This window comes from Streptomyces macrosporus, assembly GCF_039533145.1.
Lineage (GTDB): Bacteria > Actinomycetota > Actinomycetes > Streptomycetales > Streptomycetaceae > Streptomyces > Streptomyces macrosporus.
This window is the reverse complement of the sequence record NZ_BAAASZ010000017.1, coordinates 54,262-79,461: the sequence shown is the minus strand read 5'-3', so window position 1 is coordinate 79,461 and position 25,200 is coordinate 54,262. Positions and strand designations below refer to the sequence as shown.

The window sequence follows — 25,200 nt, the reverse complement described above, 5'->3', positions numbered from 1 at the left end:
CTGCGAGCTGTTCGAAGGCGTGTCAAGAGGCTGTGCGCACCGTGGACGGTCCGCCGCGGAACGAGGCGCTCCGGTCGGCGGGGGCGCGGCGCCCGGACGGGCGCGCCGACGGGCTCCCGCGAGGGCCGGGAGGGGAGGGGCGGCGAGGCCCGTCAGGTGGAGTCGCGGACGACGAGCGAGGTGGGGAGGACCACGTGGTGCCGGGCGCTCCCGGGCGCCTCGATCTCCCGCAGCAGGAGCTCGGTGATCGTCCGGCCGATCTCCTCCACCGGCTGCCGCACGCTGGTCAGGGGCGGGTCGGTGTGCCGGGCGACGATCGAGTCGTCGAAGCCGACCACCGCCACGTCGTCCGGAACCCGTCGTCCGTGTCCGCGCAGTTCGGCGAGCGCCCCCGCGGCCATCACGTCCGACGCGGCGAAGACCGCGTCCAGCCCGGGGTGGCGTTCCAGGAGGGCGCGCATGGCGGAGCGGCCCCCCTCCTCGGTGAAGTCGGCGGGTTCGACCAGGGACTCGTCGACCTTCCGGCCGGCGTCCCGCAGGGCCTCCCGCCAGCCGCGCAGCCGGCTGTTGCCGACGTCCATGTCCAGGGGGCCGGCGATGGTGGCGATCCCGCTCCGGCCCCGCTCCAGCAGATGGCGGACCGCCGCACGGGCGCCGCCCACGTTGTCGGAGTGGACGTGGTTCAGCGACTCGGCGGGGGACCGGCGGCCGGCCAGCACGGTCGGCAGCCCCAACTCCTCCAGCAGACCGGGCAGCGGGTCGTCGCGGTGCACCGAGACCAGCAGGACGCCGTCCACACGGCGCGCGGCGAGGAAGCGGGTGAGCTGGTCCAGTTCGCGCCGGTCCCGGACGAGGGTGAGCAGCAGTTGGATCTGGGTGCCCGCCAGCGCGTTGCTCACCCCGCGGATCACGGCGGAGAAGTAGGGCTCCGAACCCAGCCGGCTCTCCGACTCGGGGACGACCAGGGCGATGGAGTCGGTCCTGCTGGTGACCAGGGAGCGGGCCACGGAGTTGGGCACGTAGCCGAGTTCGGCGATCGCCGCCTGTACCGCCGCCCTGGCCTCGTCGCTGACCAGAGGAGAGCCGTTGAGGACCCGGGAGACGGTGGTGCGTCCCACCCCCGCCCGCGCAGCCACGGTTTTGATGGTCGGCCGCCGAGTGGCCCCCATGGCCTGTCCGCCTTCCTCGTCCCGTCACGCCGAGTACAGCGCTCACCTGCGCATTGTGCCAGAAGACGGAGCCGCGGCCGGTTCGGAGGCGAGGTGCCCGACGGCGCCTCCGAACCGGAATCGTCTCCCCCTTCTTGACATCGACCTTCCGGACCGAGAGTCTTCCACAACCTAATGGGAACGCTCCCACCTGCGAATGGGAACGTTCCCACCACCATCGTCGGGCAGGGGACGGCCCGACGAGTTCGCACCGCGGCGCTCCGGCGCCGCCGCAGGGAGGACGCCATGGGCAGGGCCCGCACACTGTTCGGCACCAGAGTCGTGGCCGTCGTCTCGGCCGCCGCCCTCACGCTCGTCGCGGGCTGCTCGGGCGGCGACGACGACGCGAGCGGACGGACGAAGGACGGCAAGACCGTCGTCACCATGGGCCTGTTCGGCGTCATGGGCATCAAGGAGACCGGGCTCCTGGAGAAGTACATGAAGGAGAACCCGGACATCGTCATCGAGGCCGAGGTGGCCGGCGACGAGCAGACCTACTACACGGCGCTGCAGACCCGGCTCGCGGCCGGCAGCGGACTGAAGGACATCCAGGGCATAGAGATCGGCCGCGCCAAGGAGCTCGCCGACACCCGCGCGGACAAGTTCGTCGACCTCTCCGCCGTCCCGGACACCGACCACTTCCTGCCCTGGAAGCAGAACCAGGTCACCACCGGCGACGGCAAGGTCATCGGCCTGGGCACGGACATCGGCCCCATGGCGGTCTGCTACCGCAAGGACATGTTCGAGAAGGCGGGCCTGCCCACCGACCGCGAGGAGGTCGCCAAGCTGTGGGAGGGCGACTGGTCGAAGTACGTCGAGGTCGGCCGGGACTTCAAGGCCGGGTACAAGGGTGACGGCGTCGCCTACATGGACAGCGCCAGCGGCCTGTTCAACGCCATGATCTACGGCCACTCCGAGCAGTTCTACAACAAGGCCGGCGAGCTGATCCACCAGGACAACCCGGTCGTCAAGGACGCCTGGGAGCTGGCCTCGGAGGCCGCCACCCACGGGCTGACGGCCAAGCTGCGCCAGTTCCAGCCCGGTTGGGACCCCGGCCTGGCCAACAGCACCTTCGCCACCGCCGTCTGCCCGGCGTGGATGCTCGCCCACATCAGCGAGAAGGCGGGCGAGGCCAACAAGGGCAAGTGGGACGTGGCCAGGGCCCCCAAGGGCGCCAACTGGGGCGGCTCCTTCCTCGGGGTGATGGAGAACAGCCCGGTGAAGGAGGAGGCCAAGAAGCTGGTGGCCTGGCTGACCGCCCCGGAGCAGCAGGAGCACATCTTCAAGGAGATCGGCAACTTCCCCTCCTCCGAGGAGGCCCTGGAGTCCCCGACGGTGACCGAGGCGACGTCCGAGTACTTCAGCGGCGCCCCGATCGGGCGGATCTTCGGGGCCGCGGCCAAGGAGATCCCCGACGAGCAGGTGCTCGGCCCCAAGGACGGCACCATCAAGGACACCTTCTCCCAGGGCCTCCAGCTCGTCGAGCAGGGCAAGAGCCCGGAGGAGGCGTGGAAGACCACGGACGAGCGCATCAAGAAGGCGGTCGACTGACCCGGCCCGCCCACCCGCGAGGTCCCCGACGGCCGGTGCCTCCCCGCGCGGCCGGCGGGGACTTCCTCTCCACCACGCACTCCAGGAAGGAAGCCCTCCGTGGCCACCTCCACCCCGGCACCCGGCGTCGGTGGGCGGCAGAGCGCCCCGACCGGCCCCGCCAAGGAGCCCTCCGGCCGTGACCGGGCGAACCCCCGGCAGGCATGGCGCACCCTCCTCCACCGGTTCGACATCAAGGCGGCGCCCTACGCGTTCGTCGCCCCCTTCTTCGTCGTCTTCGCCGCCTTCAGCTTCTACCCGCTGCTCTACACGGCCTGGATCTCCCTCCACGACGTGGAGCTCGCGACCATGGACGTCATGCAGTGGGAGGGCTTCGGGAACTACACGGAGCTCTGGCGGGACGAGCGCTTCTGGAACGCGCTGACGAACACCTTCACCATCGGCGTGATCTCCACCGTCCCGCAGCTCCTGATGGCCCTCGGCCTGGCCCACCTGCTCAACTACAGGCTGCGGGGCTCGGGCTTCTTCCGGGTCGCGGCCCTGACGCCCTACGCGACCTCGATCGGCGCCGCCGCCTTGGTGTTCACCATGCTCTTCGAGCGCGACTTCGGAATGATCAACTGGTTCCTCGGCCTGTTCGGAGTCGACGACGTCGACTGGGAGAACGCCAAGTGGCCCGCCCAGTTCGCGATCTCCTCCATCGTGATCTGGCGGTGGACCGGCTACAACGCCCTGCTGTACCTGGCGGCGATGCAGGCCATCCCCCGGGAGCGGTACGAGGCCGCCGCCATCGACGGCGCGTCGCGCTGGCAGCAGTTCACCAAGGTCACCATCCCCGGCATCCGCTCCACCGTCGTCTTCACCATCGTGCTGTCCACCATCGGAGCCACCCAGCTCTTCGGCGAACCGCTGATCTTCGGCCAGGGCCCGAACGGCGTCAGCGGCGGAGCGGACAACCAGTACCAGACGCTCGGCCTGCTGCTCTACGAGGAGGGCTGGAAGAACTACGAGATGGGGCGGGCCGCCACGGTCGCCTGGGCGATGTTCCTCCTGCTGATCCTCGTCTTCGCCCTGCAACGCGTCGTCAAGCGCCTCACGTCCCGTACGTCCTGACCAGGGAGCGGTAAACCCATGACCACCGACACCGCCCGCCCCCGGGCGGACGCACTCGAGCCGCTCACGGGCGTCGCCCCGCCCCGGAACCGTCGGCTCCGCCTGTCCCTGCGGCCGAGGGCCGGAGAACAGCACAAGGCCGGGCCCGTCGCCTACGCGCTGCTCGCCGTGGCGGCGCTGCTCTCCCTGTTCCCGCTGTACTGGACGATGGTGGCGGCCTCGACCGACAACACCCGCGTCTCCCAGACGCCGCCGCCGTTCCTGCCCGGGCCGAACCTGCTGAAGAACCTCTCGGCCGCGTGGGAGGACGCGGCGATGGGCAAGGCCCTGATCAACAGCTTCATCGTCGCCACGACGATCGCCCTGTCCACCGTGCTCTTCGCCACCCTGGCCGGCTTCGCCTTCGCCAAGCTCCGCTTCCGCGGACGCGACATCCTGATGATGCTGGTCATCGGGACGACGATGGTGCCGCCGCAGCTCAGCGTCGTCCCGCTGTTCATGATGATGACCGAGCTGGGGTGGGGGCAGAAGCTGCCCGCGGTCATCTTCCCCACCCTGGTGAGCGCCGTCGGCGTGTTCTTCATGCGGCAGTACCTGTCCGAGGCGCTGCCGGACGAACTCGTCGAGGCCGGCCGCGTGGACGGCGCGCACAGCCTGCGGATCTTCTGGAGCATCGTTCTGCCGGTCGCCAGACCGGCGATGGCCGTGCTGTTCATGATCACGTTCGTGCACGCCTGGAACGACTTCTTCTGGCCGTTCATCGTGCTGGACATGACCAACCCCACGATCCCGGTCGCCCTGACCCAGCTCAGCTCGGGCTACATCCGCGACCAGTCGCTCATCATGGCCGGCGCCCTGCTCGGCACCCTCCCGCTGTTGGTCGTGTTCGTCGTCTTCGGCAAGCAGATCGTCGGCGGCATCATGCAGGGCGCGGTCAAGGGCTGACCTCCCCGGGCGTTCCCCCCGAGCACCTCCTCTCGTTCTCCATCCGTACCACCGCCGACCAGGAAGGACCTTCCTTGGCCACCGCATCCCGCACCGCCGAGCCCGACCCGGAGACCCGAGGCGTCCGCGCGTTCCCGCCCGGCTTCCTCTGGGGCACCGCGACCGCCGCCTACCAGATCGAGGGCGCGGCCGACGAGGACGGCCGCACCCCCTCCATCTGGGACACCTACTCCCACACGCCCGGCAGGGTACGCAACGGGGACACCGGCGACACCGCCTGCGACCACTACCACCTCTGGCGCGAGGACGTCGCGCTCATGGCCGACCTCGGCGTGGGCGCCTACCGCTTCTCCGTCTCCTGGCCGCGCGTCCAGCCCACCGGCCGCGGCCCCGCGTCGCCCAAGGGCGTGGACTTCTACAGCCGTCTGGTGGACGAACTGCTGGACAAGGGCATCCAGCCCGTCGTCACCCTCTACCACTGGGACCTGCCCCAGGAGCTGGAGGACGCCGGCGGCTGGCCGGAGCGCGACACCGCGCACCGCTTCGCCGACTACGCGGGGCTGGTCGCCGACGCCCTCGGCGACCGCGTGACGACGTGGACGACGCTGAACGAGCCGTGGTGCAGCGCCTTCCTCGGCTACGGCTCCGGCGTCCACGCCCCCGGCCGCACCGACCAGGCGGACGCGCTGCGCGCCGCCCACCACCTCAACCTCGCCCACGGCCTGGGCACCCGCGCCCTGCGCGACCGGCTGCCCACGGGCGCGCGGACGTCCGTCACGCTCAACCTCCACCACGTGCGGTCCCTGACCGACGGCGACGCCGACCGCGACGCGGCGCGCCGCATCGACGGCGTGGCCAACCGGATCTTCACCGGACCCATGCTGCGCGGCGAATACCCCGAGGACGTCCTGCGGGACACCGCGCACCTGACGGACTGGTCGTTCGTGCGCGACGGCGACACCGAGACCATCCACCGGCCCCTCGACTTCCTGGGCGTCAACTACTACAGCCCCACCCTCGTCTCCGCCGCCTCCGGCCCCGGCTCCCACACCGCCGACGGGCACGGCGTGAGCGACCACAGCCCCTGGCCGGGCGCCGACGACGTGGCGTTCCACCGGTCGCCCGGCACCACCACGGCCATGGGCTGGGCGGTGGACCCCGACGGTCTGTACGAACTGCTGCTGCGGGTGAAGGGCGACTTCCCCGAACTGCCGCTGGTGATCACCGAGAACGGGGCGGCGTTCGACGACTACGTCGACCCCGAGGGCCGGGTGCACGACCCGGAGCGGATCTCCTACCTGCACGGCCACCTCGCCGCGGTGCACCGGGCCATCGAGGCCGGGGTGGACGTCCGCGGCTACTTCCTGTGGTCCCTGCTGGACAACTTCGAGTGGGGGCACGGCTACAGCAAGCGGTTCGGCGCGGTGTACGTCGACTACGCCACCCGCCGGCGCATCCCCAAGCAGAGCTTCCACTGGTACGCCCGTGTGGTCCGCGACGGCGCCCTGCCGCCGGACCCCGGCGCGGGGGCCTGACCGCCCTCCCCGCGCGGACCCCGCGGGCCCGGCCCCGAACCGTCGGCCGGGCCCGCGGGCGCGCCCGTGCCCGTGCCCGTGCCCGTGCGGGGAGGGTGGGGGACGCGGAACCCCGGAAGGAGGCGGCCCGGCGCCGGCCGAGACGGGCAGGTTCCGCCACGGCGGTGTCCTGCCGGAGGCCGCCCACCTGCACCGGGACGGACTCGACCCGCCCGAGAAGGTGTTGCCCACCCCCTGCCCGGCGGGCCGTTTCCGCCGTCCCCGCATCCTGGCGGACCTCACCCGGCCGGCCGCCCGCGGTCTCAGCGGCGCCCTCGCCACAGCCTGAACCGGGACCGCCGGGGCGGCGGGTCCGCGTGCGGCCGGCCCGTGCCGGGGGAGTCCCCGCCCGGGGAGCGCCGCTCGCGCCACTCGCGCACCACCTGCTCGACGTCGAAGGGCGCCGGCCCGAGCGGCGGGCCGGGCGGCGGCATCCTGCGCGCTGCGCGGATCCTCTCGTTGATCTCCGCCACGATCCGCCGCACCCGGGCCTCCGAGGGGGCGCGGAGGGCGGCCTCCAGGGCGTCCTCCGCCTCCTTGCGGAGGGCGAGCGCCGGCAGCAGGAAGGACAGCCCCTCGCGGTCCATCTTCTTCTTGACCCACCACAGGTCGTCGTACGGGGCGTCCAGGTCGGGAAGGGGCTTGCCGGCCCCCGGGAGGTTGTCGAACTCGCCCTGCTCGGCCGCCACACGGATCTGGCGGTCCACCCACGTCTCGAAGCTCACTCCGGGCGGTTTGCGTTCGGTCACGGTGGGCTCCTCCCTGGACGCGGCCGTGCCGTGGCTCTCGACCCGACACGGCCATGGTAGGGGCGCGGACGGCCGCCCGGCCGGTCCGGGAGGCCCGCCGGGCTCACCCGGCGAAGGACAGGACCGTCTCCACGGTGTCCGCCTCCGCCGCCGTCTTGTCCTCCCGGTGGCGCAGCACCCGCGCGAACCGCAGCGTCACCCCCTCCGGATAGCGCGGGGAGCGCTGCACCCCGTCGAAGGCGACCTCCACCACCAGCTCCGGCCGCACCGTCACCGTGAACCCGTCGTCGTCGGTGGCCAGTTCGAGCAGCCGCTCGGTCTGCCAGGCCAGCATGGCGTCGGTGAGGCCCTTGAAGGTCTTGCCGAGCATCGCGAAGGAGCCGTCCGGCCGACGCGCGCCCAGATGGAGGTTGGACAGCTTCCCCGTACGCCGCCCGTGTCCCCACTCGGCGGCCAGCACCACCAGGTCCAGGGTGTGCACCGGCTTCACCTTCAGCCAGGACGCCCCGCGCCGCCCCGCGCCGTACGGGGAGTCCAGCGCCTTGAGCATCACGCCCTCGTGGCCGCGGACCAGCACCTCGTCGGCGAACTTCCGGGCCGCGGCCCGGGCCCGCTCGTCCCCCGGGTCGTCCACGACCACGCGCAGGACCCGCATCGGCTCGGGCACCACCCGGGCCAGCTCCGCGTACCGCTCGGCGACCGGCAGCGTCAGCAGATCGCGGCCGTCGACCGACAGCAGGTCGAAGAAGACGGGCGACAGCGGCAGCGACGCCCGCGCCCGCTCCACGTCCAGCCGCGAGCCGACCCGGCCCGCGACCTCCTGGAAGGGCCTGGGCCGGCCGTCCTCGCCCAGCGCGACGACCTCGCCGTCGAGGACCACCCGCTCGGCCCGCAGCTCCCGGGCGGCGGCGACCACCTCCGGGAGCCGGTCGGTGATCTCCTCCAGGGTGCGGGTGAAGATCCGCACCACCTCGCCGTCGCGGTGCACCTGCACGCGGATGCCGTCGAGCTTCTCCTCCACCGCGCACGGCCCGAGCCGGTCCACGGCCTCGTCCACGTCCCCGGCGGTCCGGGCCAGCATCGGCAGCACCGGCCGCCCCACGTCGAGCCGGAAGTCGACCAGGGCGGCGGGGCCGCGGGCCAGCAGCGCCTCGGCGACCGCGCCGAGCGAACCGCCGACCATCACCGCGCGCCGCACCTCGGCGGGCTCCGCGCCCACCGCCGCGGCCAGCCCCTCGACGGCGAACGCGTCCAGCGCCCCCTGCCGCAGCTCGCCGCCGAGCAGCCGGATCAGGAACCCCTGCTCCTCCTCGGTGGCGGCCGACAGCACCTCTCGCAGCAGCCGCCCGCGCTCGGCCTGGGCGCCCTTGCCCGACACGGCGGCGATCCCGTCCAGGGCCCGGTCGACCCGCCGTACGGACAGGGACGGCTCGGCCGCCGGGGCCGGCGGCGCGCTCAGGGCCCGCCACCCGACGCCGATCCTGCGCTGCGGGAGCCTGCCCGCCAGATACGTGATGACGATCGGGGCGTCCTCGGGGTCGGCCTCGCGGAACAGCCCGGCGAGCAGGGCGGTCTTCTCCGTGCGCGAGGAGGTCTCCGAGACCCGGCGGGAGACCCGGGCGACGTCGGCCAGCAGCATGACTCCATCCTCACCCGGACGGGCGCTCGCGGCGCAGAGCGGCGCGCGGAAGGACGTGTGCGCGGGACCGATGAGTTCCGACGCGCCGGCGGGTCCACCCCCATGAGGCCGAGCGGAGAGGAGGAGGACCATGGCACTGCTGACACTGACCGAGTTCCTGACCCTGGACGGGGTCGTACAAGGGCCCGGAGCCCCCGACGAGGACCGCGACGGCGGGTTCGAGCACGGCGGCTGGCTGGTTCCCTACGCCGACGAGGACCTGGGGCGGTTCGTGGACGAGGTCTTCGGCGCCGCGACCGGCTTCCTGCTGGGCCGCAGGACGTACCAGATCTTCGCCGCCCACTGGCCCCGCGTCACCGACGAGGACGATCCCGTGGCGTCCCGCCTCAACACCCTGCCCAAGTACGTGGCCTCCCGGACCCTGGAGAAGGCGGAGTGGCACAACTCCACCCTGCTCAAGGGGGACGTGGCGGAGGAGGTCGCCGCGCTCAAGGACCGCCTGGACGGGGAGGTGCAGATCCACGGCAGCGGGAACCTGGCCCGGAGCCTGATGACGCACGGCCTGATCGACGTGTACCGCCTGCTGGTCCACCCCGTCGTCCTGGGCGGCGGGAAGCGCCTGTTCGCCGACGGGACCGTGCCGACCGCGCTGGAGCTGACGGACTCCAGGACGACCGGCGCCGGCGTCGCGATCCACACCTACCGGCCGGCGGGGCGGCCCCGCTACGGCACGTTCGCGTTGGAGGAGTGAGGGGAGCGTGGGGACCGAGAGGGGCGGAAGGAGCGTGAAGGGGGAGGGGGAGAGGACGGCCGCGCGCGGTCCGGCGGAGTACGCGCCCCGCGAACGCCCTCGCCCCGAGGCCGGCCGTGCGCCACAGTGACGCCCATGCCGAACCGAGTCGCCGTCCTGTCCGACGTCCACGGAGTCCTGCCCGCGCTGGAGGCCGTGCTCGCCGAGCCCGAGGTCGCCGCCGCGGACCGCGTCGTCCTCACCGGCGACCTCGCCGCCGGACCGCAGCCGGTCCAGGTCCTCGACCTGCTGGCCGGACTCGGCGACCGGGCCGTGTGGATCGGCGGCAACGCCGACCGCGAGCTGGTCGAGTACCGCCGCGGGGGACGCGAGACGATCCCCGACCCGATCGCCCCCTGGGCCGCCGAGCAACTGGAGGAGGGGCACCTCGACCTCCTCGCCGGACTGCCGGCGACGGCGACCCTGCCCGTGCACGGCCTGGAGGAGGTGCTGTTCTGCCACGCCACGCCCCGCGACGACGAGGAGGTCGTCCTCGTCGACTCCCGGCTCGACCGCTGGCGGGAGGTCTTCGACGGCCTCGACGACGGCGTCCGCACGGTGGTCTGCGGCCACACCCACATGCCGTTCGTCCGCCTCGCCCACGGACGGCTGGTGGTCAACCCCGGCAGCGTCGGCATGCCCTACGGGCGGGCCGGGGCGCACTGGGCGCTGCTGGGCCCCGGCGTCGAGCTGCGGACCACCGAGTACGACGTGGAGGCCGCGATCGCCCGCCTCACCCGGGAGTCCTCCTACCCCGAGGTCGCCGAGTGGGCCGACTACTTCCTGCACGCGCGCGCCACGGACGCCGAGGTGCTGGCGGCCTTCGGACCGAGGGACGGACGCCAGAGCACGCCGTGACGCCCTCCGGCACCGGGCGGCACGGCGGAGGACGCGTGCCGCGCCGCACCGCCGCCCCGGCCCGCCCGAACACCGCGCGAAAATGGCCCGTCTACCCCCGATTCCCTTGCGAAAACAGTGAGTCGGGACACAACTCGGGGTGGGGTAGCCTCGCTGTGGTCCGCATGCTCGCCGCACCGCGAACGCGCGGATCCACGAGTGTGGAACAGCCCCGTCCGCCGTCCGACCGAGCGAGACGGACGGGGCTGCCGTACGGGGTGGGACTTGGTGGCGAACGGACGGAACGAGGGCGGAGATGGTTGACACCACGGCCGGTGAGGCACGCCCCGGAGGGCGCGTCAGAGGCGGCGCACGGAGCGTGGGCAAAGCGGGGGAGCAGGAGCTGCGCCGGCTCCTGGCCGGACTGACCGCCGTCCGGGACGGGGACTTCGGAACACGTCTGCCGGACGGTGGCGACGGCCTCCTCGGCGAGATCGCCACGGTCTTCAACGGCATGGTGGACCAGCTCTCGCTGTTCACCTCCGAGGTGACCCGGGTCTCCCGCGAGGTCGGCAGCGAGGGCCGGCTCGGCGGCCAGGCCCACGTGCCGGGCGTCGGCGGGGCCTGGCGGGACCTGACCGACTCGGTCAACTTCATGGCCGGCAACCTCACCACGCAGGTCCGCTCCATCGCCCAGGTGACCACCGCGGTCGCCAAGGGCGACCTGTCGCAGAAGATCACCGTCGACGCCAAGGGCGAGATCCTGGAGCTGAAGAACACCATCAACACGATGGTCGACCAGCTCTCGGGGTTCGCCGACGAGGTCACCCGCGTGGCCCGCGAGGTCGGCACCGAGGGCCGGCTCGGCGGCCAGGCGGACGTCAAGGGCGTCTCCGGCACCTGGCGGGACCTGACCGACAACGTCAACTCCATGGCGAACAACCTGACCGGTCAGGTGCGCAACATCGCCCAGGTGACGACCGCCGTCGCCCAGGGCGACCTCACCCAGAAGATCCGGGTGGACGCCCGCGGCGAGATCCTGGAGCTGAAGGAGACCATCAACACGATGGTCGACCAGCTCTCGGGGTTCGCCGACGAGGTCACCCGCGTGGCCCGCGAGGTCGGCAGCGAGGGCAAGCTGGGCGGCCAGGCCACGGTGCGCGGCGCGTCCGGCACCTGGAAGGACCTGACGGACTCCGTCAACGTGATGGCGTCCAACCTCACCAACCAGGTGCGCTCCATCTCCCAGGTGGCCACCGCCGTCGCCCGGGGCGACCTGTCGCAGAAGATCACCGTCGAGGCCAAGGGCGAGGTCGCCGCGCTCGCCGACGTGATCAACCGGATGGTGGACACGCTCTCGGCGTTCGCCGACGAGGTCACCCGCGTGGCCCGCGAGGTCGGCACCGAGGGCATCCTCGGCGGCCAGGCCCGGGTGCCCAACGTCGCGGGCACCTGGAAGGACCTGACCGACAACGTCAACTCCATGGCGAACAACCTGACCGGTCAGGTGCGCAACATCGCCCAGGTGACGACCGCCGTCGCCCAGGGCGACCTCACCCGCAAGATCGACGTCGACGCCCGCGGCGAGATCCTGGAGCTGAAGACCACCATCAACACGATGGTCGACCAGCTCTCCGCCTTCGCCGCGGAGGTCACCCGCGTGGCCCGCGAGGTCGGCAGCGAGGGCCGGCTCGGCGGCCAGGCGGAGGTCGAGGGCGTCTCCGGCACCTGGAAGCGCCTGACGGAGAACGTCAACGAGCTGGCCGGGAACCTCACCCGACAGGTGCGCGCGATCGCCGAGGTCACCAGCGCCGTCGCCCAGGGCGATCTGACCCGCTCCATCACGGTCGACGCCTCCGGCGAGGTGGCCGACCTGAAGGACAACATCAACTTCATGGTGCAGTCCCTGCGGGAGACCACCCGGGCCAACCAGGAGCAGGACTGGCTCAAGACCAACCTGGCCCGCATCTCCGGCCTGATGCAGGGACGCCGCGACCTGGCGGTCGTGGCCGAGCTGATCATGGACGAGCTGACCCCGCTGGTCGACGCGCAGTACGGCGCCTTCTACCTCGCCGAGGAGGACGCCTCCGGGGAGACCGAACTGCGCCTCATCGGCTCCTACGGCCACCCGGACGTGGCCGAGGGCGAGGCGCCCCGGTACCGGCTCGGCCAGTCCCTGGTCGGACAGGCCGCCCGCAGCCGCCGCACCATCACCGTCGACGACCTGCCCCCGGGCTACGTCACCGTCTCCTCCGGGCTGGGCGCCACCGACCCGACCAGCCTGATCGTGCTGCCGATCCTCGTGGAGGACCAGGTGCTCGGCGTCATCGAACTGGCGTCGGTCACCCCCTTCACCGCGATCCACAAGGACTTCCTCGGTCAGCTCATGGAGACCGTGGGCGTCAACGTCAACACCATCATCGCCAACGCCCGCACCGACGAGCTGCTGGCGGAGTCGCAGCGCCTGACCGCCGAACTCCAGGCGCGCTCGGAGGAGTTGCAGGTCCAGCAGGAGGAACTGCAGCGCTCCAACGCCGAACTGGAGGAGAAGGCCGCCCTCCTGGCCTCCCAGAACCGCGACATCGAGACCAAGAACCTGGAGATCGAGCAGGCCCGTCAGGAACTGGAGGAGCGGGCCCGGCAGTTGGCGCTGGCGTCGAAGTACAAGTCGGAGTTCCTGGCCAACATGAGCCACGAACTGCGCACCCCGCTCAACAGCCTGCTGATCCTCGCCCAGCTCCTGGCCCAGAACCCGACCCGCAACCTCACCCCCAAGCAGGTCGAGTACGCGGGCATCATCCACTCCGCCGGCTCCGACCTGTTGCAGCTGATCAACGACATCCTGGACCTGTCCAAGGTCGAGGCGGGGAAGATGGACATCAACCCCGAACGCGTCCCGCTGCGCCGCCTGCTCGACTACGTCGAGGCCACCTTCCGGCCGCTGACCACGCAGAAGAGCCTGAACTTCACGATCAGCACCGCGCCCGGGCTCCCCGTCGACCTGTTCACCGACGACTCCCGACTGCGGCAGGTGCTGCGCAACCTGCTGTCCAACGCGGTGAAGTTCACCGAGTCCGGCGGCGTCCGCCTGCGGATCGAGCCGGTCGACCCCGCCGAGGTGCCCCCCTCGGTCCGCCTGCACGGCTCGGCCATCGCCTTCCGTGTGGAGGACACCGGCATCGGCATCCCCGAGCAGCAGCTGGAGACCATCTTCGGGGCCTTCCAGCAGGCCGACGGCACCACCAGCCGCAAGTACGGCGGCACCGGACTGGGCCTGTCCATCAGCCGCGAGATCGCCTACCTGCTGGGCGGCGCCATCACCGTCGAGAGCGTCCCGGACCAGGGCAGCACGTTCACCCTCTACCTGCCCGTGGCACGCCCCGACTTCACCGGCGCCGCCCCCCAGGACGGCGACACCCCGCGGGAGGAGTCCGTCGACAGCCTGCCCGGCGAGGAGCGGACCGCCCTCATGCCGCCCCGCCCGCACAAGCGGCGGCTGCTGGTCATAGAGGACCGCCCCCGCGGCCTGCTCTCCCTGGTCGCCGAGAACGCCGTGGCCGACCTCGCCGAGGGCGGCCACGACCCGGACGGCTCCGTGGAGATCGTCACCGCCGTCGGGGAACAGGAGGCGGCCGCCGCGCTCGCCGCAGAGGCGTGCCACTGCGTGGTGCTGCAACTGGACATGGCCGACGGGACGGCGCTGCGCTTCCTGGAGGCCATGGACGGCGACGCGGCCCTGCGCCGCGTCCCGGTCCTCGCCCACAACAACCGGCGTCTGGACCCGGAGCAGGAGCGCGCCCTGCGGTCGCGCGCCGACAGCCGGCCGATGGAGCTGCTGTCCAGCCTGGACGAGCTGCGCGAGCGCATCGCCCTCCACCTGACCGCGGAGGAGCCGGGCGACGTGCTCCCGCTGGTCCGGTCCGAGGAGGCCGCCGAGCCGTTCGCGCCGCGGGAGATCGACCAGACGCTGGCGGGACGCACCGTGCTCGTCGTCGACGACGACGCCCGCAACGTCTACGCCCTCACCGGCATCCTGGAACTCCACGGCATGCACGTGCTCCACGCCGACAACGGCCGCAAGGGCATCGAGACCCTGGCCGCCAACCCCGGCATCGACCTGGTCCTGATGGACGTGATGATGCCGGAGATGGACGGCTACGCCGCGACCGCGGCGATCCGGGCGATGCCGGAGTACGCCGAGCTGCCCATCATCGCGGTGACGGCCAAGGCGATGCCCGGGGACCGGGAGAAGACCATCGCGGCCGGCGCCAACGACTACGTCACCAAGCCGCTGGACGCCCGCGACCTCGTCGCGTGCATCCGACGCTGCCTGGGCGTCTAGCCCGAGGCCCGACCCCGACCCGACCGTCGACCCCCACCTTCCGAGGAGCGCAGCAGTGGAGACCCAGCGGCCGGACGAACCCGTCCTGGAGGGCGGGCCGCCGGGGGCCGTCCCGGAGGGGGAGGCGCCCGGTGCGGGCACGCCCGCGGCGGACACCGCTGCCGTGGTGCCGCACAAGGGACCGCGGCACGGGAAGCCGCTGTACGAGGGGAGGCTCCACGAGGGGCCGCGCGGCGACGAGGCGAGGCTGGGCAGACTGGCGGCCACGGTCGAGCGGCTCCGCCGCGAGGTGCGGGAGGCCCACGCCGCGGCCGAGGGCCGGGCCCTGATCGAGATGGCCAAGGGCATCCTGGTCGAGCGGCTGGGGTGCGGGCCGACGCAGGCGGCCAGGCAACTGGCCGTCCTCGCCGACCAGGCCGGCGTCTCCCAGCTCGAACTGGCCGCCGACCTCATCGACCAGGCGTCCCGCGACCGCCTCACCGAGGCCGCCCGCGACTTCCTCACCCGGGCCGGGGAGGAGTGGGAGAGCACCGGCGGAAGCCGGACGTCCACCGACAAGGGCACCCCCTCGCTCTCGGTGCGGCTGCGCACCGCCGAGAGCGGCGCGCTGGCCGCGAGCGACACCCAGGCCGTCGCCGAGTCCCTCCTGGAGCACGCGCTGTCCCCGCTGGGGGCCACGGGGGTGGCCATCTGGGCCGCCGGCACCGACTCCTCCCTGACCCTGGCCGGTTGCGCGGGCTTCGCCGCGGAGGAGGCCGCACGGTGGCACTACGTGCCTCCCGGGGTGGCCACGCTCGCCCGCAAGGCCCTCACCGAGCGCCGCACCGTGTGGTTCCCGTCCCCCGCCGAGGTCGGGATGCCCACGCTGGGACGGCGGCAGACGCCCGACGGCTGCCGGGTGACGACGCCCGCGGGCACCGGCGGACGCGTCCTGGGCGTCCTGGAGATCTGCTGGCCCGGCCCGCTGGAGCCGCAGCCCCCGCAGGTGGAGCGGCAGATCGAGGCACTGGCCGAGCTGTGCGCCCACACCCTGGACACCCACTCCCCGGCCGTCCCCGGCGTCCAGCAGGCGCGCCCCCCGGGCATCTCGGAACTGGTGGACTTCGCCGACGGACTGCTGGACTCCGCCCTGGTGCTGGTGCCCCACCTGGACGGCGAGGGCCGCCTCGCGGACTTCCGCATCCACCACGTCAGCAGCCACTTCGTCGACCCGGCGGGCCGTCCGCGCAGCGCCGTCGCCGGAGCGCTGCTGCTGGAGGCGTACCCGCTGGCGATGGGCGAGAGCGGCCTGTTCGAGAAGATCGAGCACGTCCACGCCACCGGCGAGCCCTTCCGCGCCGAGCGGATGGTGCTGCGCGCGATGGTCGGCCAGGTGCCGCTGACCGTGGAGGCGAGCGTCAGCATCAGCCGGCACGGGGAGAACGTGCTGCTCATCTGGCGCGTGCAGGACGAGGCGGCCCGGCTGGCACGGGTGCTCCAGCACGCCCAGCGCCTGGGCCGCATCGGCGGTTTCGAGGAGAACCTCGTGACCGGCGAGATCGTCTGGAACAGCCAGCTCTTCGCCCTCCACGGGCTGCCGCCCAACGCCTCGCCCATCCCCCTGGAGCAGCTCCCGGCCCACACCCATCCCGACGACGAGGCGGCCATCGGACGCTTCCTGCGCGCCCTGCTGCACCACCGTCGCCCCGCCTCCGCCGCCTTCCGCCTCCAGCGGGCCGACGGGATCGTGCGGCACATCCGCGTGGTCGCCGAGCCCGCCCTCGACGCGGAGGGGCGGCTGGTCGTGGTGCGCGGCGCCTACCAGGACGTCTCGGCCCAGCACTGGACGGAGGTCGCGCTGGGCGCCACCCGCGACCAGCTCGCCCAGACCGAGCAGCAGGCCGCCGAGCGCAACCGCATGGCGCTGCAACTGCAGCGCGCCATCATGCCGCCCACCCGGGGACCGATAGAGGCCGAGGGCCTCCACATCGCCGTCCGCTACCGGCCCGCCGAGGAGGACCACCTGGTCGGCGGGGACTGGTACGACGCCGTCGTCCTGCCCTCCCGACAGGTCCTGCTGTCCGTCGGCGACGTGGCCGGCCACGGCATCGAGGCGGCCACCGGCATGGTGGTGCTGCGCAACGCCCTGCGCGGTCTGGCCACCACCGGCGCGGGCCCCGCCCAGATACTGGCCTGGCTGAACACCGTCGCCCACCACCTCACCGAGAACGTCACCGCGACCGCGGTCTGCGGCATCTACGACCCCGACACCCGAACCCTGCGCTGGGCCAGGGCGGGACACCCGCCGCCGGTCCTGGTGCGCGAGCAGAAGTCCACCACGCTGCCCCTGGTCGGCGGCCTCCTCCTCGGCGCCCTCCCGGAGGCCAAGTACGAGGAGGAGCGGCTGGAGCTGGAGAGCGGCGACATCCTGCTGATGTACACCGACGGTCTGATCGAGCGCCGCGACCGCTCCCTCCAGGAGTCCCTGGACCAGCTCATGGCCGTCGTCCAGGACCCCGACGCCACCCTCGAACAGCGCCTGGACCGGATGTTGACCTACAGCAACGCCGACACCGACGACGACACCTGCATCGTCGGCGTCCGGATGGACTGACCGCCCTCCCGACCTGCTCACCCCCGTCCCGACCTGCCCCGCGGCGGCCCGCCGTCCGTTTCCGGCCGTGGCCGGCGGGTACCTGCGCCGTGCACCCGAACGCGACACACGGCGAGGAGCACCGTCATGGGGAACCAGGACGACCGGAGCAGGGACACGGGCAAGGACAGGGACAGGGACCCGGCCGATCGGGGCGTCGGCGCCCACTCCGGGAAGGAGAGGCAGGCCCGGACCGGTGTCGTGCCCGGCACGGCGAGCGCCGCGGAGGGGTACTCCGAGGGCGGAACCGTCGAGGGCGAGCCGCTGAAGGGCGTCGAGGCCCGCGGCACCGACACCGAGGAGGCGCGGGAGAGGGAGGTGGGTCCCGGCGAGGACTCCCACGGCAAGCGGACGCAGTGAGGACGGTGCGGACGGCCCGCCGCGCGGGCGCTCCCCGGCCTTCCGGCCCGGACCTCGGTGCCATGGGGCGCACCGGGCGGCCGAGGGCGTCCGAGTGAGGCCGAGCGCGTCCGACGGTGTGTGAGCATGGGGCCGTGCGGACGGTGGGAGTGGACCTGGCGGCGGGGGAGCGGACGACGGCGGCGGCCGTGGTGGTGTGGAACGGCCCGACGGCCGTGGTGGAACCGCCGCGCCGGCGCTGCGCCGACGACGAGCTGATCGATCTGCTGGCCGGCCTGCGGCCCGGTGAACGCGCCGGTGTGGACTGCCCGTTCGGCTGGCCGATCCCCTTCGTCCGGGCGTTGACCGCCCACGCCGCCCACGAGACCTGGCCCGGGCGGGGCCGGCCCGGCGCCGATCACCGCGCGACACTGCGCCACCGGCGCACGGACGTGTGGGTGCGCCGGCAACTCGGGCCGGGCGCGCGCCCGCCGCTGTCGGTGTCCTTCGACAAACTCGGCGCGACGGCGGCGCGCTGGGCCCACCTGGCCGACGCGCTCGCGGCCCGCGGGCAGGAGGTGGACCGCCGTGGCACGGGCCGGATCGTGGAGGTCTACCCGGCCGCCGCGCGCCTGCGCTGGGGACTGGCCGGCGAACGCTCGATGGCCGCGCTGCGGCGGGCGGCGCCGTGGTTGGGCTGCGAGCCGGACGTCGAGCGGGAGTACGACCGCGACGAGCACGCCTTCGACGCGCTGATCGCCGCTCTGGTCGCCCGGGCCGTCGCTCGCGGGCTCACCCGGTGGCCGACGGGCGAGGACCGGGAGGCGGCCCGGATCGAGGGCTGGATCCACCTGCCCGAACCGGACAGCCTGTCGCGGTTGCCGAGGGAGGACCGCGGCCGACCGTCCTGATCAGGCCGTCCCTTCCGGATCGCGGTGGGCGATCCGGCCGGCGGGACACCCGCAAGCGGACCATGGCCTGCGGGAACGCGATCGCGTCGATCGCCTGCCGGTGAAGCCGCCACCGCCCACCGCGTTTCGGCGCCCGGTCCGCAGGGGGCGGCCTAGCGGCGGGGGTCGAGACGACCCGTCTCCTCGGGAGGCCGCCCGTACCGCCGGGCCGCCTTCCCCAGGTGGTGGAAGGCCAGGGCCAGCAGGCCGATGTCGTCCAGGTACACCGGGTCCGGCAGCAGGTCGAGGGGGAACAGCGTGTAGACGACCGCCCCCCAGAAGGCGACCTTGGTGCCCGCCGGAACGTCCTCGTCGCGCAGCAGCCGGTAGGCCCGCACGAGCCTCACCAGGAGGACGACCGCGGCGGCGAGCATCGCGACCGCGGCCGCCGCGCCGACGACGACCAGCGCGATCTGCCAGGTCTCCAACGAGCCTCCCCTCCTTCCTCGTCCTTCCTCGCCCCTCGCCCCGTGTCCTCCTTCTGTTTCCCGGTGGGGACGCGAGGACGCGTCGAACGGTTCCGCAGGTGTTGACGTGTTTCCGGCAAGCGCTTACTTTCCGGAGAAAGCGCTTGCTGACGACGGTCCGGCCGGACCGCGCAGTGCACCACCGGGCCCCGAGCCGATCCGGTGTGCCCGGCACCCCCCACGGAAAGGGGCACCCCCATGCGCTTGTCCCCGGCACGGTTGTCGCCCCCGGGAAAGAGCCGTCGCGCCACCCCACGGACCGCCCTGGCGGTCGTCGCCCTGGCCGCCTCGCTCCTGACCGCCGCGCCCACCGGGCCCGACTCCGCGGTGGCCGAACCGGCCCCGGGTGCCGCCCCGCGCGTCGCTCCGGCTGGGTCGGCCGCGGCGGACGGGTTCGCGAGCGTGGACGCGCTCGGCCAGGACGGCACCACCGGCGGCGCGGGCGGAGCGGTCGTCACGGCCACCACCACCGCGCGGTTCCTGGAGTACATCTCCCGCCCGGAGCCCCTGGTCGTACAGGTGAAGGGCACCATCACGCTGCCGACCGGCTCCACCGACGGCATGCACCCGGTGGCCTCGGACAAGACCATCGTCGGCCTGGGCGACGACGCCCGACTGACCGGCGGCGGGCTGACCATCGGCCTGCCCGTGGACGACGACGTCACCTCGCCGCCCGCGAACGCCGTCCACAACGTCATCGTCCGGAACCTGTCCTTCGACGGCGCCACGGACGACCTGATCAACGTCCAGATGTTCTCCCACCACATCTGGATCGACCACAACGACTTCTCGAACGGCGACGACGGCGCCGTGGACGTCAAACGCGGCTCGGACTTCGTCACCGTCTCCTGGAACCGCTTTCACGACCACGACAAGACGCTGCTGCTCGGACACGACGACGCCAACGCCGCCCAGGACCGCGGCCGGCTGCGGACGACGTACCACCACAACTTCTTCGACGCCTCCGACCAGCGCAACCCACGGGTGCGGTTCGCCGAACCGGTGCACGTCTACAACAACCACTACCGCGACAACAGCTACGGCGTCGCCTCCGCCATGGACGCCGGCGTGGTGCTGGAGGGCAACTACTTCCACAGCGTCAACAACCCCGCCCGAGTGGACTTCAGCGGCGACCTCGGCCGTCTGGTCGAGCGCGACAACATCCTCGTCGACTGCAACCACCCGATCGAGACCCGGGGTTCGGTGGTCGAGCCGCGCACCTACTACCCCTACACCCTCCACCGGGCGGCCGAGGTGCCGATCGTCGTCCCGGCCGGCGCGGGCGTCGGAAAGATCTGAGAGGACGGAGACGATGAGGAATCCCCACCCCGTCGGCCGTCGGAGCCTGCTCGCGGGCGCCGCGGCGACCNGCCGCGGCCCTCGCCGCCGCCGGCGCGGCCGGTCGGGCGCGCGCCTCGGCCGCCGCGGTGCGCACCGCGGACGGCTTCGCGGGCGTCGCCGCGCTGGGCCTGTCCGGCACCACCGGCGGTGCGGGCGGACCGGTGGTCACGGTCACCGACGCCGAGACGTTCCTGGACTACTGCGACCGCGACGAGCCCTACGTCATCCAGGTCTCCGGCACGATGCGGATCACCAGCAAACAGGGCGTCCGCTCGAACAAGACCATCGTCGGCCTGGGCGACGACGCGGAGATCACCGGCGGCGGCCTGGACATGTACCGCCGACACAACGTGATCATCCGCAATCTGCGGTTCACCGGAGCCGAGGACGACGCGATCAGCATCCAGCAGTCCTCGCACCACATCTGGATCGACCACTGCGAGTTCGACACCGGCGCCGACGGCCTGATCGACATCGTGCGCGGCGCGGACTACGTCACGGTCTCCTGGAACCACTTCCACGACCACAGCAAGACCATGCTGATCGGCCACTCGGACGCCAACGGCGGCCAGGACCGCGGCGCCCTGCGGGTCAGCATCCACCACAACTTCTTCGACGGCACGGCCCAGCGCCACCCGCGCGTCCGCTTCGGCGAACCGGTGCACGTCTACAACAACTGCTTCCGCGGCAACGCGCTCTACGGCGTGGCCTCCACCGAGGACGCGGGCGTGCTGGTGGAGGGCAACCACTTCGAGAACGTCGCCCACCCCGTCCACTCCGGCTACGACGAGAGCGGGCCGGGCCGGGTGGTGGAGCGGAACAACGTCTACGTGAACTGCGGCGAGCCGGAGACGCTCGGCACGGTCGTCGAGCCGCGCGCGTACTACGCCTACGCCCTCGACGATCCCTCGACCCTTCCCACCACCGTTCCGGCCGGCGTCGGCGTCGGCCGGATCGCCTGACCCCGGGAGACCGCGATGCGACACCGAAACCCCGTGCTGCTCGCCGCGGCGGCCGCGCCGGCCGGCACCCCCGCCGACCGGGCGGCGTCCGACCCCGCCGTGCTCGCCGAGTCGTCCCCCGTCGGGTTCGCGAGCGTGGACGCGCTCGGCCAGGACGGCACCACCGGCGGCGCGGGCGGCCCGACCGTGACCGTCTCCACCGCCTCGGAACTGATCGCCGCCATCAAGGCCGAGGGCCCCAGGACCGTCCGGGTGAACGACATGATCGAACTGCCGGCCGGCATGTACGACGTGACCTCGGACAAGACGATCGTGGGGGTCGGCGCCGACTCCGGCATCTCCGGCGGCGGGCTGACCATCGGCCTGCCCGTCGACGACGGCGTCACCTCGCCGCCCGCGAACGCCGTCCACAACGTCATCGTCCGGAACCTGACCTTCAAGGACGCCGCCGACGACTCGATCAACGTCCAGATGTTCTCCCACCACATCTGGATCGACCACAACGACCTGTCCGGCGGCTACGACGGACTCATCGACATCAAGCGCGGCTCCGGCTACATCACCGTCTCCTGGAACCACACCCACCACCACACCAAGAACATGCTGCTGGGGCACTCCGACGAGAACGCCGCCCAGGACACCGGCCGGCTGAAGGTCACCTACCACCACAACTGGTACGACCGCACCCCGCAGCGCAATCCGCGCACCCGGTTCGGCAACCCGGTGCACATCTTCAACAACTACTTCCACCGCAACAGCGACACCGGCCCGGCCTGCGACGCGGGCTCCGGCTGCTTCGTCGAGGGCAACTACTCCGAGGACGTCGAGGAGCCCATGACCAACAGCTACTCGGGCCCGAAGGGCTCCATCGTGGAACGGAACAACGTCTTCGTCGGGGAGGAGACCGGCGAGCCGGTCGTCGGCGGCACCGTCGACGACCCCCCGAACCGTCAAGGACATCGTGATGCGGGGCGCGGGCCCCGGCACCATCGGCCTGTAGCGCCGGGCGGCGGTGACGGCGCTCAGCGGCGGGGCGGCAGCCGGTGCAGCTCGACCTCGCGCAGCCGCCCCGCGTCCACCACCGCCGTCATGTAGGTGCAGTACGGCTGGGCGCGGCGGTCGGTGGGCGAGCCGGGGTTGAGCAGCCGCAGGTCGCCGCCGCCGGGCCGCTCGGCCGTGGTGTCCCAGGGGATGTGGCTGTGTCCGAAGACCAGCACGTCCAGGTCGGGGAAGCGCGTCGCGCACCGCTTCTCCCGCCCCTGCTTCGGCCCCGTCTCGTGGACGACGCCGAACCGCAGCCCGCCCAGCTCGGCGCGGGCGACCTCGGGCAGCCGGGCGCGCAGCTCGGGACCGTCGTTGTTGCCGTACACGCCGATCAGGCGCCGCGACCTCTCCCGGAGCAGGTCGAGCGTGGCGGTGTCCACCCAGTCCCCGGCGTGGATCACCACGTCGGCCTCGGCCACGCGCGCCGTCAACTCCTCGGGCAGCCGTTTGGCGCGCCGGGGGAGGTGGGTGTCGGACGTCAACAGCAGGAGCACGTCCCCACCGTAGCCCCGGCGCTCACCGCTCGCCGAGGGTGACGGTCCGCTTCTCGGAGAGGGCGCCCCAGGTGCCGTCCGGGAGCATGGCCCGGATGCGCACGGTGTGGGTGATGCCCGGCTCCTTCCCGGCGTAGAGGCTGTAGGAGACCCTCTCGCGGGGCGTGGGGGCGCTCCAGTTCAGGGTCGTGGCGAGTTCGCCGTCGAGGTGGATCCGGTACCGGGTGATCCGTCCGCCCGTCTTCGGCGGCACCCAGGACAGGTCGATGTGGTAGCCGTCGTCGGCGGCGCGGCCCACGGCCCGGAAGTCGGACGGCGCCGTGCCCGGGCCGCCCGACTCCCCGCCGGCTCCGGCCGTGGTGATCCTCACGGCTCGGCTCGCGGGGGAGGCGTTGTCGGCCGCGTCGCGCGCGACGACGGTGAAGGTGTAGCGGACGCCGGGCCGCAACCCGGTGACCAGCGCCGTGGTCTCGTCACCGGCCACACGGTGGATCCGGGTGCCGCCCTGGAGGATGTCGTAGGAGGCCACGCCCCGGTCGTCGGTCGACCTCTCCCAGGTCAGGGTGGCGGCGCGGGCGCCCTCGGCCCTGCCTCGCGGCCGCTCGGGCCGGGTGGGCGGGGTGCGGTCGTCGGAGGTCCGCGGAGGCGTGGTGACGGAGACCTCCGCGCTGAAGGGCGAGAGGTTGCCCGCGGCGTCCCGGGCCCGGACGGTGAAGGTGTGGGCGGTCGACGGCTTCAGCCCCTCGACGTCCACCATGTGCCGCTCGCCGGGCACGTCCTCGACCTTCTTCCCCGAGCGGTGCACCTCGTAGCCGGCGACCCCGGTGTCGTCGGTGGACCTGTTCCACATGACGTGGACCGAGGTGGCGCTGCCGGCCTGGGCGGTGACGCCGGTGGGGGCGGACGGGGGCCGCGCGTCCCCCCGCTCCGGGCCGCAGGCGGCCAGCAGCAGACAGGCGACGACCGGCACGGCGGGCCCGGACATCCGTCCCATGGACGACTCCCGTTCGACAGTGGGTTCTTCGGGGAAGACCGACGGCTTCAATGGTCTGGACATATATGACACAGGGAGCGGCCGGCGGCAAGTGGTCCGCTCCGCCCTCGATCTGACGGGCCATCGGAAATGGACGGACGCGACGGACATGCGGCGACGACCCTAGGGTGAGGTGCGACACACCGAGACACCGGGCCGGGAGAACGCATGGCACACAGGGACGACACGATCCGATGGGGCATCCTCGCCACCGGCGGGATAGCCCGCGCGTTCGTCGGGGACCTCGCGACGCTGCCCGAGGGCGAGATCATCGCGGTGGGATCGCGGACGGAGGAGGCCGCCCGCCGCTTCGCCGACGAGCACGGCATCCCCCGGGCGTACGGAAGCTGGACGGAACTCGCCGCCGACCCGGACATCGATGTCGTCTACGTCGCCACCCCCCATTCGGCCCACCTGGAGGCCGCGACCGTCTGCCTGGAGGCGGGCAAGGCGGTGCTGTGCGAGAAGCCCCTCACCCTCGATCTCGCCCAGGCCCGGCGCCTGGTCGAACTGGCACGCCGCAGACGGGTCTTCCTGATGGAGGCCATGTGGACCTACTGCAACCCGGTCGTCCGGCGCATGCTCGACCTCATCGCCGACGGGGCGATCGGCGAGGTGCGCTCGGTGCACGCGGACTTCGGCATCGTGGCGCCGGTGGACGCCTCCCACCGGCTGCGCGATCCCCGGCTGGGCGGCGGCGCCCTGCTGGACCTGGGGGTCTACCCGGTGTCGTTCGCCCACCTGGTCCTCGGCGCCCCCGCCTCCGTCGCCGCCTGGGCGCACCTGACGCCCGAGGGCGTGGACGAGACCACCGGCGTCCTGCTGGGCTACGACAGCGGGGCCGTGGCCACCCTCTCGTGCTCCATCGCCTCGGCCACCCCCACCGTGGCGGCCGTGAGCGGCACCCGAGGGCGCGTCGAACTGCCGCACGGCTTCTTCTGCCCGGAGTCCTTCGTCCTGCACCGCGAGGGACGGGAGCCCGAGGAGATCCGCCTGCCCGAGGCCCGGACCGGCGCCGGCTACACCCACGAGGCGGCGGAGGTGATGCGCTGCCTGCGGGAGAAGGAGACGGAGTCCCCGCTCGTCCCCCTGGACGGAACGCTCGCCGTGATGGGGACCCTGGACGCGGTCCGGGAACGCATAGGAGTCCGTTACCCGCACGAGTGACGACGGCGCCGCGACGCGCCGCA

General features: G+C 72.8%; 20 protein-coding genes. 14 read left to right on the top strand and 6 right to left on the bottom strand.

Annotation, left to right across the window (positions count from 1 at the left end; translation table 11 throughout):
- Positions 1–152: 152 nt before the first annotated feature.
- A complete protein-coding gene (locus ABD335_RS08810) occupies positions 153–1,169 on the bottom strand; it encodes a LacI family DNA-binding transcriptional regulator (protein ID WP_344321566.1) in 1,017 nt (338 codons plus the stop codon).
- A gap of 285 nt (positions 1,170–1,454) precedes the next feature.
- On the opposite strand from ABD335_RS08810, the gene ABD335_RS08805 reads away from it, so the two are divergent.
- The 4 genes from ABD335_RS08805 to ABD335_RS08790 all read left to right on the top strand — a co-directional run bounded on the left by ABD335_RS08805 (position 1,455) and on the right by ABD335_RS08790 (position 6,352).
- Complete coding sequence (locus tag ABD335_RS08805) at positions 1,455–2,759, top strand: ABC transporter substrate-binding protein (protein WP_344321565.1); 1,305 nt, start codon at positions 1,455–1,457, stop codon at positions 2,757–2,759.
- Positions 2,760–2,858: 99 nt separating this feature from the next.
- Complete coding sequence (locus ABD335_RS08800; protein WP_344321564.1) at positions 2,859–3,872, top strand: carbohydrate ABC transporter permease; 1,014 nt, start codon at positions 2,859–2,861, stop codon at positions 3,870–3,872.
- Positions 3,873–3,890: 18 nt separating this feature from the next.
- On the top strand, positions 3,891–4,817 hold the full coding sequence (locus ABD335_RS08795) for a carbohydrate ABC transporter permease (protein WP_344321563.1): 927 nt from the start codon (positions 3,891–3,893) through the stop codon (positions 4,815–4,817).
- A 74-nt stretch (positions 4,818–4,891) separates the two neighbouring features.
- On the top strand, positions 4,892–6,352 hold the full coding sequence (locus tag ABD335_RS08790) for a GH1 family beta-glucosidase (RefSeq protein ID WP_344321562.1): 1,461 nt from the start codon (positions 4,892–4,894) through the stop codon (positions 6,350–6,352).
- A 302-nt stretch (positions 6,353–6,654) separates the two neighbouring features.
- Here the strand turns inward: ABD335_RS08790 and ABD335_RS08785 are convergent, their stop codons facing one another.
- Positions 6,655–7,140, bottom strand: a complete 486-nt coding sequence (locus ABD335_RS08785) for a DnaJ family domain-containing protein (RefSeq protein ID WP_344321561.1) — start codon at positions 7,138–7,140, stop codon at positions 6,655–6,657.
- Between the two features lie 103 nt (positions 7,141–7,243).
- Positions 7,244–8,779, bottom strand: coding sequence for an ATP-dependent DNA ligase (locus tag ABD335_RS08780; protein WP_344321560.1), 1,536 nt, complete (start codon positions 8,777–8,779; stop codon positions 7,244–7,246).
- 130 nt (positions 8,780–8,909) lie between these two features.
- Here ABD335_RS08780 and ABD335_RS08775 point away from each other — a divergent pair, with 130 nt between their 5' ends.
- From ABD335_RS08775 to ABD335_RS08750, 6 genes are all read left to right on the top strand, one after another.
- A complete protein-coding gene (locus tag ABD335_RS08775) occupies positions 8,910–9,530 on the top strand; it encodes a dihydrofolate reductase family protein (RefSeq protein WP_344321558.1) in 621 nt (206 codons plus the stop codon).
- A gap of 135 nt (positions 9,531–9,665) precedes the next feature.
- The gene (locus ABD335_RS08770; RefSeq protein ID WP_344321557.1) at positions 9,666–10,427 is read left to right on the top strand and encodes a metallophosphoesterase family protein; all 762 of its coding nucleotides are present in this window, start codon (positions 9,666–9,668) and stop codon (positions 10,425–10,427) included.
- Positions 10,428–10,722: 295 nt separating this feature from the next.
- Positions 10,723–14,748: a HAMP domain-containing protein gene (locus ABD335_RS08765; protein WP_344321556.1), complete on the top strand. Its 4,026-nt coding sequence runs from the start codon at positions 10,723–10,725 to the stop codon at positions 14,746–14,748.
- A 199-nt stretch (positions 14,749–14,947) separates the two neighbouring features.
- Complete coding sequence (locus ABD335_RS08760; RefSeq protein WP_344322101.1) at positions 14,948–17,341, top strand: SpoIIE family protein phosphatase; 2,394 nt, start codon at positions 14,948–14,950, stop codon at positions 17,339–17,341.
- A gap of 126 nt (positions 17,342–17,467) precedes the next feature.
- Positions 17,468–17,740 (top strand): hypothetical protein, encoded by a 273-nt coding sequence (locus ABD335_RS08755; RefSeq protein WP_344321555.1) that lies wholly within the window; start codon positions 17,468–17,470, stop codon positions 17,738–17,740.
- 134 nt (positions 17,741–17,874) lie between these two features.
- Positions 17,875–18,630 (top strand): DUF429 domain-containing protein, encoded by a 756-nt coding sequence (locus ABD335_RS08750; protein ID WP_344321554.1) that lies wholly within the window; start codon positions 17,875–17,877, stop codon positions 18,628–18,630.
- A gap of 152 nt (positions 18,631–18,782) precedes the next feature.
- Here the strand turns inward: ABD335_RS08750 and ABD335_RS08745 are convergent, their stop codons facing one another.
- Positions 18,783–19,097, bottom strand: coding sequence for a YkvA family protein (locus ABD335_RS08745; protein ID WP_344321553.1), 315 nt, complete (start codon positions 19,095–19,097; stop codon positions 18,783–18,785).
- A 237-nt stretch (positions 19,098–19,334) separates the two neighbouring features.
- On the opposite strand from ABD335_RS08745, the gene ABD335_RS08740 reads away from it, so the two are divergent.
- The 3 genes from ABD335_RS08740 (at position 19,335) to ABD335_RS08730 (ending at position 22,534) form a co-directional block, all read left to right on the top strand.
- The gene (locus tag ABD335_RS08740) at positions 19,335–20,435 is read left to right on the top strand and encodes a pectate lyase family protein (RefSeq protein WP_344321552.1); all 1,101 of its coding nucleotides are present in this window, start codon (positions 19,335–19,337) and stop codon (positions 20,433–20,435) included.
- 20 nt (positions 20,436–20,455) lie between these two features.
- Entirely contained in the window at positions 20,456–21,439 is a 984-nt protein-coding gene (locus tag ABD335_RS08735) for a pectate lyase family protein (protein ID WP_486387923.1), read from the top strand.
- 15 nt (positions 21,440–21,454) lie between these two features.
- Complete coding sequence (locus tag ABD335_RS08730; RefSeq protein ID WP_344321550.1) at positions 21,455–22,534, top strand: pectate lyase family protein; 1,080 nt, start codon at positions 21,455–21,457, stop codon at positions 22,532–22,534.
- Here ABD335_RS08730 and ABD335_RS08725 read toward each other — a convergent pair.
- Positions 22,462–22,977: a metallophosphoesterase family protein gene (locus ABD335_RS08725; RefSeq protein WP_344321549.1), complete on the bottom strand. Its 516-nt coding sequence runs from the start codon at positions 22,975–22,977 to the stop codon at positions 22,462–22,464. The genes ABD335_RS08730 and ABD335_RS08725 overlap by 73 nt on opposite strands.
- A gap of 22 nt (positions 22,978–22,999) precedes the next feature.
- Complete coding sequence (locus ABD335_RS08720; protein ID WP_425583600.1) at positions 23,000–23,962, bottom strand: fibronectin type III domain-containing protein; 963 nt, start codon at positions 23,960–23,962, stop codon at positions 23,000–23,002.
- Between the two features lie 216 nt (positions 23,963–24,178).
- Between ABD335_RS08720 and ABD335_RS08715 the strand changes: the two genes are divergently transcribed.
- A complete protein-coding gene (locus tag ABD335_RS08715) occupies positions 24,179–25,177 on the top strand; it encodes a Gfo/Idh/MocA family protein (RefSeq protein WP_344321547.1) in 999 nt (332 codons plus the stop codon).
- Positions 25,178–25,200 lie beyond the last annotated feature (23 nt).

Bases quoted from the DNA above. Each gene is read 5' to 3' on its own strand.
- ABD335_RS08780 (WP_344321560.1), bottom strand. From the start codon at position 8,779: ATGCTGCTGGCCGACGTCGCCCGGGTCTCCCGCCGGGTCTCGGAGACC.
- ABD335_RS08755 (WP_344321555.1), top strand. From the start codon at position 17,468: ATGGGGAACCAGGACGACCGGAGCAGGGACACGGGCAAGGACAGGGAC.
- ABD335_RS08810 (WP_344321566.1), bottom strand. From the start codon at position 1,169: ATGGGGGCCACTCGGCGGCCGACCATCAAAACCGTGGCTGCGCGGGCG.
- ABD335_RS08775 (WP_344321558.1), top strand. From the start codon at position 8,910: ATGGCACTGCTGACACTGACCGAGTTCCTGACCCTGGACGGGGTCGTA.
- ABD335_RS08770 (WP_344321557.1), top strand. From the start codon at position 9,666: ATGCCGAACCGAGTCGCCGTCCTGTCCGACGTCCACGGAGTCCTGCCC.
- ABD335_RS08720 (WP_425583600.1), bottom strand. From the start codon at position 23,962: ATGTCCGGGCCCGCCGTGCCGGTCGTCGCCTGTCTGCTGCTGGCCGCC.
- ABD335_RS08730 (WP_344321550.1), top strand. From the start codon at position 21,455: ATGCGACACCGAAACCCCGTGCTGCTCGCCGCGGCGGCCGCGCCGGCC.
- ABD335_RS08795 (WP_344321563.1), top strand. From the start codon at position 3,891: ATGACCACCGACACCGCCCGCCCCCGGGCGGACGCACTCGAGCCGCTC.
- ABD335_RS08765 (WP_344321556.1), top strand. From the start codon at position 10,723: ATGGTTGACACCACGGCCGGTGAGGCACGCCCCGGAGGGCGCGTCAGA.
- ABD335_RS08715 (WP_344321547.1), top strand. From the start codon at position 24,179: ATGGCACACAGGGACGACACGATCCGATGGGGCATCCTCGCCACCGGC.
- ABD335_RS08740 (WP_344321552.1), top strand. From the start codon at position 19,335: ATGCGCTTGTCCCCGGCACGGTTGTCGCCCCCGGGAAAGAGCCGTCGC.
- ABD335_RS08805 (WP_344321565.1), top strand. From the start codon at position 1,455: ATGGGCAGGGCCCGCACACTGTTCGGCACCAGAGTCGTGGCCGTCGTC.